This window comes from Chryseobacterium sp. HNCC26DJ239, from assembly GCF_057180445.1.
Genome location: NZ_JBXUGJ010000008.1, coordinates 123102 through 139082, shown reverse-complemented (window position 1 = coordinate 139082; position 15981 = coordinate 123102). Strand labels below are relative to the sequence as shown.

Annotated in this window: 17 protein-coding genes; 9 read left to right on the top strand and 8 right to left on the bottom strand. The window is 34.7% G+C overall.

Features of this window, described 5'->3' with window-relative positions:
- The 5 genes from hisB to hisIE are packed head-to-tail and all read left to right on the top strand — an operon-like array spanning nt 1 to nt 3729.
- Nucleotides 1-1095, top strand: a complete 1095-nt coding sequence (gene hisB / locus AC2A1D_RS16890) for a bifunctional histidinol-phosphatase/imidazoleglycerol-phosphate dehydratase HisB (RefSeq protein WP_484044751.1) — start codon at nt 1-3, stop codon at nt 1093-1095.
- Nucleotide 1096: 1 nt separating this feature from the next.
- Complete coding sequence (hisH, locus tag AC2A1D_RS16885; RefSeq protein WP_484044750.1) at nt 1097-1675, top strand: imidazole glycerol phosphate synthase subunit HisH; 579 nt, start codon at nt 1097-1099, stop codon at nt 1673-1675.
- Nucleotides 1676-1677: 2 nt separating this feature from the next.
- On the top strand, nt 1678-2400 hold the full coding sequence (hisA, locus tag AC2A1D_RS16880; protein WP_484044749.1) for a 1-(5-phosphoribosyl)-5-[(5-phosphoribosylamino)methylideneamino]imidazole-4-carboxamide isomerase: 723 nt from the start codon (nt 1678-1680) through the stop codon (nt 2398-2400).
- Nucleotides 2393-3145, top strand: a complete 753-nt coding sequence (hisF, locus tag AC2A1D_RS16875) for an imidazole glycerol phosphate synthase subunit HisF (protein ID WP_484044748.1) — start codon at nt 2393-2395, stop codon at nt 3143-3145. The genes hisA and hisF overlap by 8 nt, the downstream gene beginning before the upstream one ends.
- Nucleotides 3142-3729 carry a bifunctional phosphoribosyl-AMP cyclohydrolase/phosphoribosyl-ATP diphosphatase HisIE gene (gene hisIE, locus AC2A1D_RS16870; RefSeq protein WP_484044747.1) on the top strand — a complete coding sequence of 196 codons (588 nt, stop codon included), beginning with the start codon at nt 3142-3144 and terminating at the stop codon, nt 3727-3729. The genes hisF and hisIE overlap by 4 nt, the downstream gene beginning before the upstream one ends.
- A 26-nt stretch (nt 3730-3755) precedes the next feature.
- Here the strand turns inward: hisIE and AC2A1D_RS16865 are convergent, their stop codons facing one another.
- From AC2A1D_RS16865 to AC2A1D_RS16835, 7 genes are all read right to left on the bottom strand, one after another.
- The gene (locus AC2A1D_RS16865) at nt 3756-4664 is read right to left on the bottom strand and encodes a M28 family metallopeptidase (RefSeq protein WP_484044746.1); all 909 of its coding nucleotides are present in this window, start codon (nt 4662-4664) and stop codon (nt 3756-3758) included.
- A 34-nt stretch (nt 4665-4698) separates the two neighbouring features.
- Nucleotides 4699-5874 carry a M28 family peptidase gene (locus AC2A1D_RS16860; protein ID WP_484044745.1) on the bottom strand — a complete coding sequence of 392 codons (1176 nt, stop codon included), beginning with the start codon at nt 5872-5874 and terminating at the stop codon, nt 4699-4701.
- 92 nt (nt 5875-5966) lie between these two features.
- On the bottom strand, nt 5967-6311 hold the full coding sequence (rplT, locus tag AC2A1D_RS16855) for a 50S ribosomal protein L20 (protein WP_484044744.1): 345 nt from the start codon (nt 6309-6311) through the stop codon (nt 5967-5969).
- Between the two features lie 120 nt (nt 6312-6431).
- Nucleotides 6432-6629 (bottom strand): 50S ribosomal protein L35, encoded by a 198-nt coding sequence (gene rpmI, locus AC2A1D_RS16850; RefSeq protein WP_034676300.1) that lies wholly within the window; start codon nt 6627-6629, stop codon nt 6432-6434.
- Nucleotides 6630-6954: 325 nt separating this feature from the next.
- Complete coding sequence (gene infC, locus AC2A1D_RS16845; RefSeq protein WP_484044743.1) at nt 6955-7455, bottom strand: translation initiation factor IF-3; 501 nt, start codon at nt 7453-7455, stop codon at nt 6955-6957.
- A 163-nt stretch (nt 7456-7618) separates the two neighbouring features.
- Nucleotides 7619-9556, bottom strand: a complete 1938-nt coding sequence (gene thrS / locus AC2A1D_RS16840; protein ID WP_484044742.1) for a threonine--tRNA ligase — start codon at nt 9554-9556, stop codon at nt 7619-7621.
- A gap of 164 nt (nt 9557-9720) precedes the next feature.
- On the bottom strand, nt 9721-11265 hold the full coding sequence (locus tag AC2A1D_RS16835) for a hypothetical protein (protein ID WP_484044741.1): 1545 nt from the start codon (nt 11263-11265) through the stop codon (nt 9721-9723).
- A gap of 146 nt (nt 11266-11411) precedes the next feature.
- On the opposite strand from AC2A1D_RS16835, the gene AC2A1D_RS16830 reads away from it, so the two are divergent.
- Genes AC2A1D_RS16830 through leuB form a run of 4 tightly spaced genes read left to right on the top strand, consistent with a single transcriptional unit; the run spans nt 11412 to nt 15717 of the window.
- Nucleotides 11412-12575 (top strand): 2-isopropylmalate synthase, encoded by a 1164-nt coding sequence (locus tag AC2A1D_RS16830; protein ID WP_484044740.1) that lies wholly within the window; start codon nt 11412-11414, stop codon nt 12573-12575.
- Nucleotides 12576-12603: 28 nt separating this feature from the next.
- Entirely contained in the window at nt 12604-13992 is a 1389-nt protein-coding gene (gene leuC / locus AC2A1D_RS16825) for a 3-isopropylmalate dehydratase large subunit (protein WP_484044739.1), read from the top strand.
- Nucleotides 13993-14009: 17 nt separating this feature from the next.
- Nucleotides 14010-14603, top strand: coding sequence for a 3-isopropylmalate dehydratase small subunit (gene leuD / locus AC2A1D_RS16820; RefSeq protein ID WP_484044738.1), 594 nt, complete (start codon nt 14010-14012; stop codon nt 14601-14603).
- Nucleotides 14596-15717, top strand: a complete 1122-nt coding sequence (gene leuB, locus AC2A1D_RS16815) for a 3-isopropylmalate dehydrogenase (RefSeq protein ID WP_484044737.1) — start codon at nt 14596-14598, stop codon at nt 15715-15717. Before leuD ends, leuB begins: the two co-directional genes overlap by 8 nt.
- 69 nt (nt 15718-15786) lie before the next feature.
- Here leuB and AC2A1D_RS16810 read toward each other — a convergent pair whose 3' ends face one another.
- Nucleotides 15787-15969, bottom strand: coding sequence for a hypothetical protein (locus tag AC2A1D_RS16810; RefSeq protein ID WP_484044736.1), 183 nt, complete (start codon nt 15967-15969; stop codon nt 15787-15789).
- Between the last annotated feature and the right edge of the window lie 12 nt (nt 15970-15981).

Genomic DNA, 15981 nt, shown 5'->3' with positions numbered 1-15981 from the left:
ATGAAAAAAGTATTATTTATTGACAGAGATGGAACTTTGATTATAGAACCGCCCATCGATTTCCAAGTTGATTCTTTGGAAAAACTTGAATTTTATCCTGGCGTTTTTCAAAATCTTTCAAAAATTGCAAAAGAGTTGGATTTTGAATTGGTGATGGTGACGAATCAGGATGGTTTGGGAACAGAAAGTTTTCCGTGCGAAGATTTTATCGCTCCACAAAAGAAAATGCTAAAAGCCTTCGAAAATGAAGGGATTTTCTTTGAAGATATATTTGTTGATGAAAGTTTTGAACGTGAAAATTTACCCACAAGAAAGCCGAATACAGGACTTTTAGGTAAATACATCTACGGAAATTATGATTTGGAAAACTCTTTTGTGATTGGCGACCGTCTTACAGATGTTCAACTGGCTAAAAATTTAGGTTCAAAAGCAATTTTTATTAGTGAAACAGAAAATCAAGAGGCAGAACTTACTACAAAAAGTTGGGCAGAAATTTATTCGTTTTTAAAGCAAATTCCGAGAACTGCAAAAGTTTCAAGAAAGACGAATGAAACGGAGATTCAAGTTGAAGTAAATCTTGATGGAAGCGGAAATTCTGAAATTTCAACAGGACTTCATTTTTTCGACCACATGTTGGAACAAATTTCTAAACACGGCAATTTAGATTTAAAAATTAAAGTAAATGGCGACCTCAATGTAGATGAACATCATACGATTGAAGATACAGGAATTGTCTTGGGAGAAGCTATTTTTAAAGCTTTAGGAAAGAAAAAAGGGATTGAAAGATACGGTTTTTTGCTGCCGATGGACGATTGTTTGTCACAAGTCGCCATTGATTTTGGGGGAAGGCCTTGGTTGGTTTGGAAAGCCGATTTTTCCAGAGAAAAAATTGGAGATGTTCCAACGGAAATGTTTTTTCACTTTTTTAAATCATTTACAGATTCTGCAAAATGCAATTTGAATATAAAAGCAGAAGGCGAAAATGAACACCACAAGATTGAATCTATTTTCAAGGCGTTCGCAAAAGCTATTAAAATGGCGGTTAATCAGTCGGATATTAACTTTAATTTACCCTCAACCAAAGGGAGTTTGTAGTATGATTGCAATTATAAAATACAACGGAGGTAATGTAAATTCTGTTCAAAATGCTTTAAACAAATTGGGCGCAGAATCGATGGTAACGGATGATCCTGAATTGATAAAAAATGCCGAAAAAGTAATTTTTCCAGGAGTAGGAGAAGCATCTTCAACGATGAAAAATTTAAAAGAAAAAGGGTTGGATATATTAATTCCTAGTTTAAAACAGCCGGTTTTGGGAATTTGTTTGGGGATGCAATTGATGTGCAAAGAAAATGAAGAAGGAAATACTGTCGGAATGGGAATTTTTGATGTGAAAGTGAAGAAATTTCCAGCAAAAGAGATTGTTCCGCACATGGGTTGGAACACGATTTTTAATCTGAAATCTTCCTTGTTTTCAGAATTGAATCTGCAAGATGATGTCTATTTTGTGCACAGTTATTATTGCGAAATTTCTGAAAATACGAGTTCGGTTTGCGATTATATTTTGCCATTTTCTGCGTCTTTGCAGAAAGATAATTTTTACGCGATGCAATTTCACCCTGAAAAATCTGGAAAAATTGGAAGTCAGCTGTTACAAAACTTTTTAAACCTTTAGACATGAAAATTATTCCTGCAATCGATATTATCGACGGAAAATGTGTGCGTCTTTCCAAAGGTGATTACGACATAAAAAAAATATACAACGAAAATCCTCTTGAAGTTGCCAAAGAATTTGAGAGTTACGGCATCAAATTTCTTCATTTGGTAGATTTGGATGGGGCAAAATCAAAACATATTGTCAACCAAAAAGTGTTAGAGAAAATTGCGACTGAAACCAATTTACAAATCGATTTTGGAGGTGGTTTAAAAACTTTGGAAGACATAGAAATTGCCTTTAATTCTGGTGCAAAACAAATTACGATTGGAAGTCTTGCGGTTCAAAATCCTGAGTTTTGCTTTCGGTTGATTGAAAAATATGGTTCTGAGAAAATTATTTTGGGGGCAGATTGTGAAAATCGAAAAATTAAAACTTCAGGTTGGTTGGAAGAAAGTAACTTGAATGTGATTGATTTTATTCAACAATATCAAGAAAAAGGTATTAAAAATGTGATTTGTACCGATATTTCTAAAGACGGAATGTTGCAAGGCGCTTCAACGGAACTGTATGAAGAAATTTTAAATAAAACAAAGGTTCAATTAATTGCCAGTGGCGGAATTGCTTGCCTGGAAGATGTTCAAAAAATGAAAGAAATTGGTTGTTCCGGAACCATTATCGGAAAAGCGATTTATGAAGGAAGAATTATTTTAAAAGATTTACAAAATTTCATTAGCAATGCTTAAAAAAAGAATCATCCCATGTTTGGATATCAAAGATGGAACGACTGTAAAAGGAATTAATTTTGAAGGTTTGCGAAATGCAGGAGACCCTATTGAACTTGCCAAAAAGTACGAAAACGATGGCGCAGACGAATTGGTTTTCCTTGATATTACGGCAACCATTGAAGAACGAAAAACATTCGTTGAATTGGTGAAAAATATCGCTAAAGAATTAAGTATTCCTTTCACTGTTGGTGGCGGAATTTCCGCTGTAGGAGACGTTAGAAAGCTTTTGGAAGCAGGTGCGGATAAAATCAGTATCAACTCTTCAGCGGTTAAAAATCCTCAATTGATTTCTGATTTAGCAAAAGAATTCGGAAGTCAGTGTGTGGTGGTGGCAATCGATACAAAATTTGTTGATGGTGAAGACTGGGTACATATAAAAGGGGGAAGAGAAATTACCACTTTAAAAACGCTTTATTGGGCAAAAAAGGTAGAAGAAATGGGCGCTGGAGAAATTCTTTTAACCTCGATGGACGGTGATGGAACGAAAAACGGTTTCGATTTGAGGATTACAAAATTGATTTCCGAAGCAGTGAAAATCCCTGTAATTGCTTCAGGAGGAGCAGGAAAAACGGAACATTTTGAAGATGTTTTTAACCAAACTAGAGCAACAGGCTGTTTGGCTGCAAGTATTTTTCATTTTAATGAAATAAAAATTAAAGATTTAAAAGAAGAACTAAAATCAAAAAAAATAGCGATACGATGACAATAGATTTTAAAAAAGGAGAGGGTTTAGTTCCTGTGATTATTCAAGATTTCAGAACGTTGCAGGTTTTGATGTTGGGTTACATGAACGAGGAAGCTTTTGAAAAGACAAAAAACGAAAACCGAGTAACTTTTTTCAGTCGTTCAAAGAACAGATTGTGGACAAAAGGAGAAGAATCTGGTAATTTTTTAGCCGTAAAAAGTATTGATATAGACTGTGATAGCGATACTATTTTAATTAAAGCTTTACCGACCAATACGGTTTGTCATACCGGTAGTTTTAGCTGTTTTGGCGAAAAAGATTCGAAAGGATTTTTGTATGAATTAGAAGAAAAAATTAGCCAAAGAATTGACGATAAAGTTGAAGGGTCTTATACTTATTCATTATTTCAAAAGGGAATCAATAAAGTCGCTCAAAAAGTAGGAGAGGAAGCCGTAGAATTGGTAATTGAAGCCAAAGACAACGATAATAATTTATTTAAAAATGAAGCTGCAGATTTGCTTTATCATTTTTTAATTTTATTGAAAGCTAAAAATTTTAGCTTAGAAGAAATTGAACAGGTACTTTTGGAACGAAATAAATAAACCTGCCGTAAAGCAGGTTTATTTTACTATTGTTGTGCCACAGCAAAATGCTGTAATGCTCCAATTGTTGCTTTTCCTATGTTATAAACATACATCACATCAGTATTAGCAAAAGTGTCGTCTTCCGTATGTGGAAGTTCACTTCTTAAGTATTCGAAAAAACCAGTAATTACCAATCCTTTCTTTTCAAAAGAAATATAATCGCTATGTTCTGCGGGATCAACTTTAGCTTGTAAAGGTGAATAAAGTGTGGTGCACGTCATTAATTCTTTTGTTATTTGAGTTGATGCTGCATTATTTTTAGAGCTTCCATCTTGATCTTCATCACAGAAAACAGTATCATTAAACATTCCTTTTTTTCCTCCTACCTGATCGAGATTGAAAACCATCTTAATTTCATATTGTGGCATTTTTTCCTTGTAGAGAACATCATTTACATAATGCTTACTTCCTATAAGACCTTGTTCTTCGCCAGAAAAGTGAATGAATTTAATTGAATATTCTGTCGGGATATCTTTCAGAATTTTAGCTGCTTCAAGCATGATAGAAGTACCGCTTCCGTTATCATTAACTCCTGGACCGTTTAGACTATCAAAATGCCCACAAATAATAACATATTTATCGGGGTATTTAGTTCCTTTTTTAGTAATGATTAGATTCTTCGATTTGATTCTTCCGTAAGAAAAAGGATCTTCTTCGAATTGATCTTCAGTATATCCGAACGAAATATATTTGTCTTTTATCCATTTAAAAGCATTCTCGTTTTCTAAAGATCCGGTGGTTTTTACACCAAGTTTTTCAAATTCTTTAAGATGATTGATGATGTTATCTTTTGTAAGTAAGTTTACTCTTTCTTGATAAGTTTGAATAAAGGATTGCGCTTTAGACGGCACAGCAATGATTCCCAACAATAATACTGGTAATAGTTTTTTCATGAGTAATTTGGCTAAATGAAAATATTCTAAGGTTTTATCTTTTAATAATGATTTTTCGAGAAATTTTTTCACCGTTAATGATCACGGTACAAATATAATTTCCTGGAGAAATTCCTGAAATATTAATCTCTTTTCGATTTTCAGTTTTTAAAATGAGTTTACCGCTTTGATCGATGATTTCTGTCTCAAATTCTTTTACAGAAGAAGGTGTATCAATATGCAAAACGTCTTTAGCTGGATTTGGGTAAATTTTTATCTCTTCTAAAATGTTGTGCGTTTCGTTTACCGCTAAAGTAGCAGTACTTGCAACAGCGAAATGTTGTAATGCACCAACCGCAGCTTTTCCTACATTGTACACATAGACTGGATCTACGTTGGCAAAAGTATCATTCACAGTATGTTCATTGTAGCTTCTATTCGTTTCGTAGAAACCGGTAATCACATCTCCTTTCGCTTCAAAAGGCATATAATCTGAAGCGTATGCATTAGACATACTTACTAGAAGAGGAGAATAAAGCGTTGTGCAATTAGCTAATTGCTGCGTCATGGCGAGTGAAGTAGCATTGTTTGCAGTACCTCCTGCAGCCGATTGATCGCTTTCGCAAGTGATGGTGTTGTTTATGTTTCCAATTTTTCCACCAACTTGGTCAAGATTAAAGACTACTTTTAGGGTTAATTGTCTTACGTTGTTAGAAAAAACAACATTGTTTACGTAATGATTACTCCCTAAAAGACCTTGCTCTTCCCCCGTAAAATGGATGAATTTAATGGAATATTCAGTAGGAATATCTTTAAGAATTCTAGCCGCTTCAAGCATAATAGAAGTTCCGCTTCCGTTGTCGCTAACTCCTGGTCCAGCAATCGTATCGAAATGTCCGCAAATAATTACGTAAATATTTGGGTAAACCGTTCCTGTTTTTGTAACGATTAAATTCTTGGTGGTTGCACTATTGTACGTAAAACTGTCTTCCGAAATTTGGCTCGTTGTGTAGCCCATTGCTTGATATTTTGCCGTAAGCCAGTTAAAAGCATTTGTATTGGCTGCAGAACCAGTCGTTTTGATCCCTAAATTTCCAAATTCTTGTAATAGCGTAGTGATATTGGTTTGAGTAACCTGATTGGCTCTATCTTGATAAGCCTGAATAAAAGACTGGCTTTGGTAAAAACCTCCTAAAAGGCTCAGAGAAAGTATAGAAAGTAAATTTTTCACGTGAAATATTAAATTGTTTAAACAAATTTAGATAATAAAAAAATCCCGAGCAAAAAACTCGGGATTTTATATTGATAACAAAATTGTTTTTATTATTTTACTTGATCTACAACAGCTTTGAAAGCTTCAGGGTGATTCATTGCAAGGTCTGCAAGAACTTTTCTGTTAAGCTCGATGTTGTTCTTTTTAAGAGCTCCCATAAACTGAGAGTAAGACATTCCGTGCTCTCTAGCTCCCGCGTTAATACGAGTAATCCAAAGTGATCTGAAGTTTCTTTTCTTCTCTTTTCTACCACGGTAAGCATATTGCATTGCTTTTTCTACCGCGTTTTTAGCAACTGTCCAAACGTTCTTTCTTCTTCCGAAAAAACCTTTAGCCTGCTTAAATACTTTTTTTCTGCGAGCTCTTGAAGCTACGGCATTTACTGATCTTGGCATAATTTAATTGTTTTTTTGAAAAGGGCGGCAAAATTTACTTTCGCTCTTATGTGCACCGTTTCAGGGTTAAAATTTTGAATTTGTTTGAATTCTTATAAACCGAATAAGGATTTATAAAAACTACTTAATTGCTAACTGACGTTGAACGCTTTTCTCATCCACTTTCGCAACATAAGAAGTAGTAGTAAGATTTCTCTTCTGCTTAGTTTCTTTTTTAGTCAAGATGTGGCTTTTGTAAGCATTTTTTCTTTTGATCTTTCCTGTACCGGTAAGAGCAAAACGCTTTTTAGCACCTGATTTAGTTTTTAATTTTGGCATTGTTCTGCTTTTTTATGTTTTGTTATCAATATTTTTGCTATTTGCTAACGGCTTTTGGCTATTAGCTTTTTGGGCGTGTCCCTCGCTCGTTCATTCTGCTACGCTCCATTCACTCACTTGGGTCGGGCTATTCATTACAAGTCCTCACTCCATTACATTCCCATCACTTGTTGCGGGCTTTACATTACTATCCCTCACGCAAACGAGACTGCAAAATTACAAAATTATTCAATACAAAAAGAGACTTTCTTTCAAAAATCTCTTTTGTTTATATCATGTTTTGGCTGCAAAAGGAAATTTGCACACTCAAAACGTAAAGTTTTGCTTATTTAGCAGGCTTTTTAGGGCTCATCATCATAATCATTCTTTTCCCTTCAAGCTTAGGAAGCTGGTCTACTTTTCCTACATGCTCCAATTCCTGAGCAAGCTTAAGAAGTAGAATTTCTCCTTGATCTTTAAAGATAATAGAACGGCCTTTGAAAAACACGTAGGTTTTTAGTTTCGAACCTTCTTCCAAGAATTTTTCAGCGTGCTTCTTTTTAAATTCGTAATCGTGCTCATCAGTTTGAGGCCCAAAACGGATCTCTTTTACAACCACTTTTACTTGTTTAGCTTTAAGCTCTTTTTGCTTTTTCTTTTGTTCATACAAAAACTTCTTATAATCAAGAATTCTTGCGATGAAAGGTTCTGCCTTATCAGAAATTACAACAAGATCAAGTTCTTGTTCTTGTGCAAATTGCTTTGCTTTTTCTGTAGGATATACTCCCGGCTCTACGTTATCGCCCACCAAACGAAGCTCTCTCACACGAATTTTATCGTTGATCAAGTGAGCGTCCTCCTGTACCGGACGTCTCTGTGGGCCCCTGTTGTTAAATCTTTGTGCTATTGTATTATAATTTTATTGGTTAATCTTTTCTATTTGTAATTAGCTTTTTGCTAAATTACTTGTCATTTTTTATATCAAAAGGGTTTGTAGCTGAAAGCTAAAACTATCCTCCAAATTCAAATCCTGTTTTAGAAGCTTCTTTAAAGTAAGATACGAAATCTTCAATTTTCATTACTCCTAAATCTCCTTCGCCACGTCTTCTAACAGAAATTGTGCCATCATTTTCTTCATTTTCTCCTACTACAATCATGAACGGAATCTTCTTCAATTCTGCATCACGAATCTTTTTACCCGTCTTCTCGTTTCTGTCATCAATCAGACCGCTAATATCGTGATTTTCTAATAATTGAGAAACTTTTTTAGCATAATCTACATATTTCTCACTGATTGGCAAGATAATGAATTGATCTGGAGCCAACCATAATGGGAAATCTCCCGCTGTATTTTCAATAAGGATTGCGATAAATCTTTCCATAGAACCAAATGGCGCTCTGTGAATCATTACTGGTCTGTGTTTTTCGCCATCGCTCCCTGTATACCAAAGGTCGAATCTTTCTGGCAAGTTGTAATCTACCTGAATAGTTCCCAACTGCCATCTTCTTCCTAAAGCATCTTTCACCATGAAATCTAATTTAGGACCGTAGAAAGCTGCTTCACCGTATTCAGTAATAGTATTTAATCCTTTTTCGGTAGCTGCAGTAACGATTGCATTTTCTGCTTTCTCCCAGTTTTCATCAGTTCCGATGTATTTTTGCTTGTTTTCAGGATCTCTTAATGAAATTTGAGCTGTAAAATCAGCAAAACCTAAAGAACCAAATACATAAAGAACCAAATCGATGGTTTTCTTAAACTCATCCATCAATTGATCTGGAGTACAGAACAAGTGTGCATCATCCTGAGTAAAGCCACGAACTCTCGTTAAACCATGAAGTTCACCACTTTGCTCATATCTGTAAACCGTACCAAATTCTGCAAATCTTTTTGGCAAATCTCTGTAGCTCCATTGTGAAGTTTTGTAAATCTCACAGTGATGCGGACAGTTCATTGGCTTCAGCATAAACTCTTCTCCTTCGTTTGGAGTTTTAATCGGCTGGAAGCTGTCTTCACCATATTTTTCCCAGTGTCCTGAAGTTACATATAATTCTTTCGCACCAATATGCGGAGAAATTACAAACTCGTAACCCGCTTTTTTCTGAGCTTCAGAAAGGAAGTTTTCTAATTTTTTTCTTAATGCAGCGCCTTTTGGCAACCAAAGTGGTAAACCTTGACCTACTTTTTCTGAGAAAGCGAAAATTCCTAATTCTTTTCCTAATTTTCTATGATCTCTTTTCTTCGCTTCTTCTAAAAGCTCAAGATATTCTGTTAAATCTTTCTGTTTTGGGAAAGAAATACCATAAACCCTTGTTAATTGTGGGTTGTTTTCGTTTCCTCTCCAATATGCTCCTGCAGCATTCAAAATCTTCATCGCTTTCACAATTCCTGTGTTCGGAATGTGACCACCACGACAAAGGTCTGTAAAGTTGTCGTGCGTAACGAAAGTGATTTCACCATCATTTAGGTTAGAAATCAATTCAACTTTATAAGGATTGTCTGCATATACTTTTAAAGCTTCTTCTTTAGAAACAGGGTATAAACTGAATGTAGAGCCTTTTTTAGCGTTTTCTAATACTTTTTTCTCAATTTTTTCGAAATCTTTATCAGACAAACTTTCGTCTCCGAAATCTACATCATAATAGAATCCTTTTTCGATGGCAGGACCAATCGTTAACTTAGCGTTTGGATAAAATTCAAGGATTGCCTGCGCCAAAAGATGGGCAGAAGAATGCCAAAAAGCTTTCTTTCCAAGATCATCATTCCAGGTCAGAAGCTGCAACGTTGAATCTGTCGTTATAGGTGTGGTTACTTCTACTTGATTGCCGTTTACAACTGCAGAGATGGTGTTTCTAGCCAATCCCTCGCTAATAGATTTTGCCACATCTAAAGGAGTCACTTCTCCTTCAAATTCTCTGACGCTTTGGTCTGGAAGTGTAATTTTTATCATTGTTTACTAAGAAATTTTAAGGTACAAAAATACGGAAATTTTACTTAAAATGCTACAATCGTCTATATTACAGGAAATATTTAATAATAAAACGGAATAAATTGAGTTGCCTAAACTCTCAAACATCTTGTAATTAAAAACTTAGATAGATTTTTTCGAAAGCCTTACTTTCTTTTATATTTTACTTTTTGCTTGATAATTTCTATTACATCTACATTTTGAACCTTAGATTGTACCCAACCATGAATATCCATGTATAGTAATGAGCGACGATAATATGCGTTTTCAGAGAATTTTTGAAGTTTTTTATCAAAAGTTTTGTACAATTCTTCCTGCGCTTTTTTATCGTGCAAATCATTCAGTTTTTTAAAGAAATTTATCGATTCAAAGTGGAAGTCATCTGGTCTTTTCATTTTCTGAATGTATTTTTGAGAAGCTTTTATAAACTCGTCATATTCATCATCATTCCCAGATTCTGTTTTTGCCATTAAAACTAAAATTCGCGTATGGAAAAGCAAATCTTCTTGAACATTGCCTTTTGATTCTAAAATTTTCATGGCATAAGAAATACATTGGCCAAATTTTTTACTTCCAAAATACATCGCTGCAATTTTTAAATAAAGGATCATAAAATGATGCTCATCTATTTTATCGCGAAGCTTTTCCATCTTCAATTCAATCTCTGGAATTACTTTACTCCCGGCAAAGAAATCTCCTTTTACAAAATGGATGTTCATTAAAGTATTGGAGTAAGTAAGGAAGCTAAGTAGTTGTATATTTTCGTTTTGCGAAAAATTATTTGAATTAATTGTTTGAGTAAATTCTTTAAACGATTTTTCTAAAAGGTCAATATTTCCGTAGATAAAAAGCAGCTTCAATAAATAGGTATTTCCTTTGATGTACCAAACAGGATGGCTCAAAATCATGTCTGGATTTTTGTGAAAAAGATTCACCCACAAAAAGGCATATTTTAATGTGTATTTATAATCTTGAAGAAGCTGATTTTTCCAGACATGTGCTTTATAAAACCATAATTTTTCAGTAAAATTTAGCTTATGAACACTAATTTTTCTGATGTCGTCATGAAACAAATCCATGATTCTTTTTCTGTCTTCATCATTGTTTACGTAGCCATGCGAAAGCATTTCGCTGTATAATTTCAAAGAAAGATTAGACAATTCTGTCGCATAATGATTTTGCTTACTTACCGCTTTAGATTGCTCAATAAGTTCATCGGCACGACCGGTAATACTTCGTGTAATAAATTGAGATTCAATTACTTTTTCTAAATCTATAATTTCTGAAGCAATATTTTTTTCATCTAAATCAAAAGCAGTTTGTTTTACTTTATCTAAAATCTTCAACGCTTGTTTGTATAATCCTTTTTGGTATAAAATATTAGCAAAATCAAGCTGTTCACGAAGCTGAATACGATAGTTCTGATGACTCGGATTGAGCCTCAAACTGATTAATATTTGCTTGTAGAGATGTGCTTTTAAGTTCGAAAGTTGTTGTTTTGTCGATATTTTTTTGTCTAGAATAATGCTTTCGTCATATTCTTTCATTTTATCCATTTCCGAAAAAAGTAGGAGAAATTTAGCATCTACATTAATTCCCAAACGGTTTACATAGAGCTTGAATTGCCTTTTTTCTGAAGTCGTTAACGACTTGATTAGGATGAATAAAAAATCTTTCTGTAATTCAGACATTGTAAAAAAATAAAATATAATTTATTGAAAATCAGCTTTTTGAATTTAAATTTAAAACTTTTGGATGTTGTATTTTTTCAATTATTATTTCCGCAGTAAATTTTGGTAAGCTTTAGATTTGAATCAAAATTATACAAAACTTCGTTATGAATTCTGAAAAAATTGAAATTTTTGATACAACATTGCGAGACGGAGAGCAAGTTCCGGGGTGTAAACTAAATACAGCACAGAAACTTGTGATTGCAGAGAAATTGGATGAATTGGGCGTTGATATCATAGAAGCAGGATTTCCCGTTTCAAGTCCTGGAGATTTTCATGCCGTTTCGGAGATTTCTAAATTGGTAAAGAATGCTAAAGTTTGTGGCTTAACAAGAGCCAACAAAAATGATATTGATGTAGCTGCAGAAGCTTTGAAATACGCCAAAAGACCGAGAATTCATACAGGAATTGGAACTTCAGATTCTCATATTCAATTTAAGTTTAATTCTACAAGAGAAGCGATTATCGAAAGAGCAACTGAAGCTGTAAAATACGCAAAATCTTACGTAGAAGATGTTGAATTTTATGCGGAAGATGCCGGTAGAACAGATAATGAATATTTAGCAAGAGTTTGCGAAGCTGCCATAAAAGCAGGTGCAACCGTTTTGAATATTCCAGATACGACTGGATATTGTCTTCCAGAAGAATATGGCGCAAAAATTAAATATTTAAAAGAAAACGTGAAAGGAATTGAAAAAGCAATTCTTTCATGCCATTGTCATAACGATTTGGGTTTGGCGACTGCAAATTCGGTTGTGGGCGCAATTAATGGGGCGCGACAGATTGAATGTACCATCAATGGATTGGGAGAAAGAGCGGGAAACACTGCTTTGGAAGAAGTAGTAATGGTTTTCAGGCAACATAAAGATTTGAATTTGTACACCAATATCAATTCAAAAATGCTGAATTCTATGAGTCAATTGGTTTCAGACTTAATGGGAATGCCTGTTCAGCCCAATAAAGCAATTGTTGGCGCAAATGCGTTTGCGCACAGTTCAGGAATTCATCAAGACGGGGTTATTAAAAATCGTGAAACTTACGAAATTATCGATCCAGCAGACGTTGGTGTAAATGCGTCGTCGATTATTCTTACCGCAAGAAGCGGAAGGTCTGCATTGGCGTATCGTTTTAAAAATTTAGGATTTGATGTAACGAAAAATGAACTCGATTTCCTTTACCAAGAGTTTTTGAAAATTGCTGATTTGAAAAAAGAAGTTGTAAATGATGATTTAAACATCATTATGGAAGCATTCAGCAGAAAAGTAGTTTAAAATTGATTAGAAAAGAATAGAAAAATAAATGAGCAATCATAAAAAAACATTATTTGATAAAGTTTGGGACGCACATGTTGTGGAAACGATTCCAGACGGACCTCAAATTATTTACATTGATAAACATTTGATTCATGAAGTAACGAGCCCACAAGCTTTCGCGGAATTGGAATCAAGAAATTTAGAAATTTTCAGACCTAAACAAATTGTTGCAACCGCAGACCACAACGTTCCTACTTTGGGTCAGGAGCTTCCGATTAGAGATGAATTGTCGAGAAATCAAGTGGAGCAATTGACTATAAACTGTGCTAAAAATAATATTGAATTATACGGTTTAGGACATCAATATCAAGGAATTGTACATATTATTGCTCCAGAATTGGGCGTTACACAACCTGGAATGAGCATTGTTTGCGGCGATAGTCACACTTCTACGCACGGCGCTTTTGGTTCGATTGCTTTTGGGATTGGAACAAGTCAGGTAGCGCAAGTTTTTGCAAGTCAGTGTTTGTTGTTGAACAAACCAAAATCGATGAGAATTACCGTAAATGGTAAATTAAATCAAAATGTTCAGCCGAAAGATGTTATTCTTTACATCATTTCAAAAGTGGGAACCGACGGCGGAACCGGATTTTTCTGCGAATATGCAGGTTCAGTTTTTGAAGAAATGTCGATGGAAGGCAGAATGACGGTTTGCAACATGAGTATCGAAATGGGCGCAAGAGGAGGAATGATAGCTCCCGATGAAATTACTTTTGAGTATGTGAAAGGAAAAACTTTCGCACCAAAAGGAGAAGAATGGGAAGAAAAATTGGAGTACTGGAAAACGCTTCCAACCGATGACGGTGCTGAATTTGACCAAGAATACAGCTTTAATGCAGAAGATATTTTCCCGATGGTGACATACGGAACCAACCCGGGAATGGGAATTTCTGTTGCTCAAAATATTCCTTTTCCTCAAAATGACTCTGAAGAAAAAGCCTTAAAATATATGGGTTTAAAAGGGGGACAAGCACTTTCTGACATTAAAGTTAACTACGTTTTTATCGGAAGTTGTACCAATGCAAGAATTGAGGATTTCCGTTCTGCGGCAGAATTTATTAAAGGAAAAACAAAATCTGAGCACGTTACAGCTTTAATTGTTCCGGGTTCTCAGCAAGTTTCAAGACAGATTTATGAAGAGGGTTTGGATAAAATCTTCAACGAAGCTGGTTTTCAAATAAGACAACCGGGATGTTCTGCTTGTTTAGCGATGAATGACGATAAAATTCCGGAAGGAGAATATTGTGTTTCTACCTCAAACCGAAACTTTGAAGGAAGACAAGGGCAAGGCGCAAGAACCATTTTGGCAAGTCCGTTAACCGCAGCAAAAGTAGCGATTGAAGGAAGAATTCCGATGTTTGAAAATTTAAATTAAACTATCATTTCACAGAAATGCAAAAATTAACAATTTTAGAGTCTAAAGCAGTACCGCTGCCGACAGAAAATATAGATACAGACCAGATTATTCCGGCAAGATTTTTAAAAAGCATCGATAAAAAAGGCTTTGGCGAAAATCTCTTCCGTGATTGGCGTTATGCGAAAACAGGGGAACCGAATCCTGATTTTGTTTTAAACAATCTTAAATATTCAGGTGAAATTTTGGTTGCAGGAAACAATTTCGGATGTGGAAGCAGTAGAGAACACGCGGCTTGGGCGTTAACAGATTATGGTTTTAAAGTCGTGGTTTCTAGTTTTTTCGCGGATATTTTCAGAGGAAATGCTTTGAATAACGGTTTGCTTCCAGTAAAAGTTTCAGAAGAATTTTTAAAAGAAATTTTAGGCGGTATTACAGAAAATCCTGAAGCCAAAATCAATGTAGATGTAGAAAAACAAAGCATTAGCTTTAATGGAAAAACAGAAATATTTGAACTGGATCCTTATAAAAAAATATGTCTGATTAATGGCTATGATGATATTGATTTTTTAATCAGCAAAAAAGAAAATATTCGAAATTTTGAATTAAAAACACAAAAAGTGTATGAGTAAAAACTTTAAAATCGCCGTTCTTTCTGGCGACGGAATCGGACCGGAAGTTACTGCTGAAAGTATTAAGATTTTAAAAACAATAGGAGAGGTTTTTGAATATTCTTTCGAATTTGAAAACGGTTTGGTTGGCGCAGAAGCTATTTTCCAAATAGGAAATCCTTTGCCAGACGAAACTTTGGAGCTTTGTAAAGCTTCGGATGCGGTGCTTTTTGGAGCAATTGGCGACCCATCGTTTGATAACAATCCTGATGCGAAAGTGCGTCCAGAACAAGGTTTGTTGAAGCTTAGAAAAGAGCTTGGTTTGTTTGCGAATATTCGACCTTTAAAAACATATAGAAGTTTGATTAAAAAAAGTCCGTTAAAGGAGGAAATTATCGACGGGACTGATATTCAAATTTTTAGAGAACTGGTAAGTGGAATTTATTTCGGTGAAAAATTTACAGATTCTGAAGCGGGTTATGCTTATGATATTTGTAAATATACAGTAGAAGAAATTGTTCCGATTGCGCATATGGCGTTTCAGGAAGCGCAAAAACGTAGAAAAAAACTGACTTTGGTTGATAAAGCCAATGTTTTAGATACCTCAAGATTATGGAGGAAAATCTGCAAGGAAATTGCCGCAGAATATCCTGATGTAGAACTCGATTTTATGTTTGTAGATAACGCAGCGATGCAATTAATTTTGAATCCGAAAAGCTTTGATGTGATTCTTACCGAAAATATGTTTGGCGACATTATTTCTGATGAAGCGAGCGTAATTGGTGGTTCTATTGGTTTGCTTCCTTCAGCTTCTATTGGTTTGGAAAACGCAATGTTTGAGCCTATCCATGGTTCTTACCCTCAAGCAAAAGGGAAGGGAATTGCTAATCCTGTTGCTTCAATTTTGAGTGCAGCCATGATGTTGGATTATTTGAATTTGAATGCTGCCGCAGAAAAATTGAGAGAATCTGTGGAGCATGCAATTGAAAATCGTTATGTAACAATTGATTTGAGCGCTCAACAACCGTATTCTACTTCGGAAGTTGGAAGTTTTATTTCTGATTATATTCGTTTTTCAGAGAAAAGTTATTACAATCATGAGAATGTTTCTTTAGGAAAATCTACGATTGTATAGAAAAGTGTTTTAGTTTGATTTTTTATATTTTTTAAAAAGGCTCTGTTTCGTATGAAGCAGAGCCTTTTGTTATTTTTCGTTATCGGTTTTTCCCGATTTATTTTGCGATGATTTTTGTACATCTTTTTTGTCTACATCCGATGGATTTTGCTTTTCAGATGCAGCGGGAAGATCTCTAAAATCTTCATTCTGTTTCTTTGTTTCCGCAGAGTTTGCAGATTCTTTCGTTTTGTGATTGGTTTTAGAATCCATATTTTAATATTT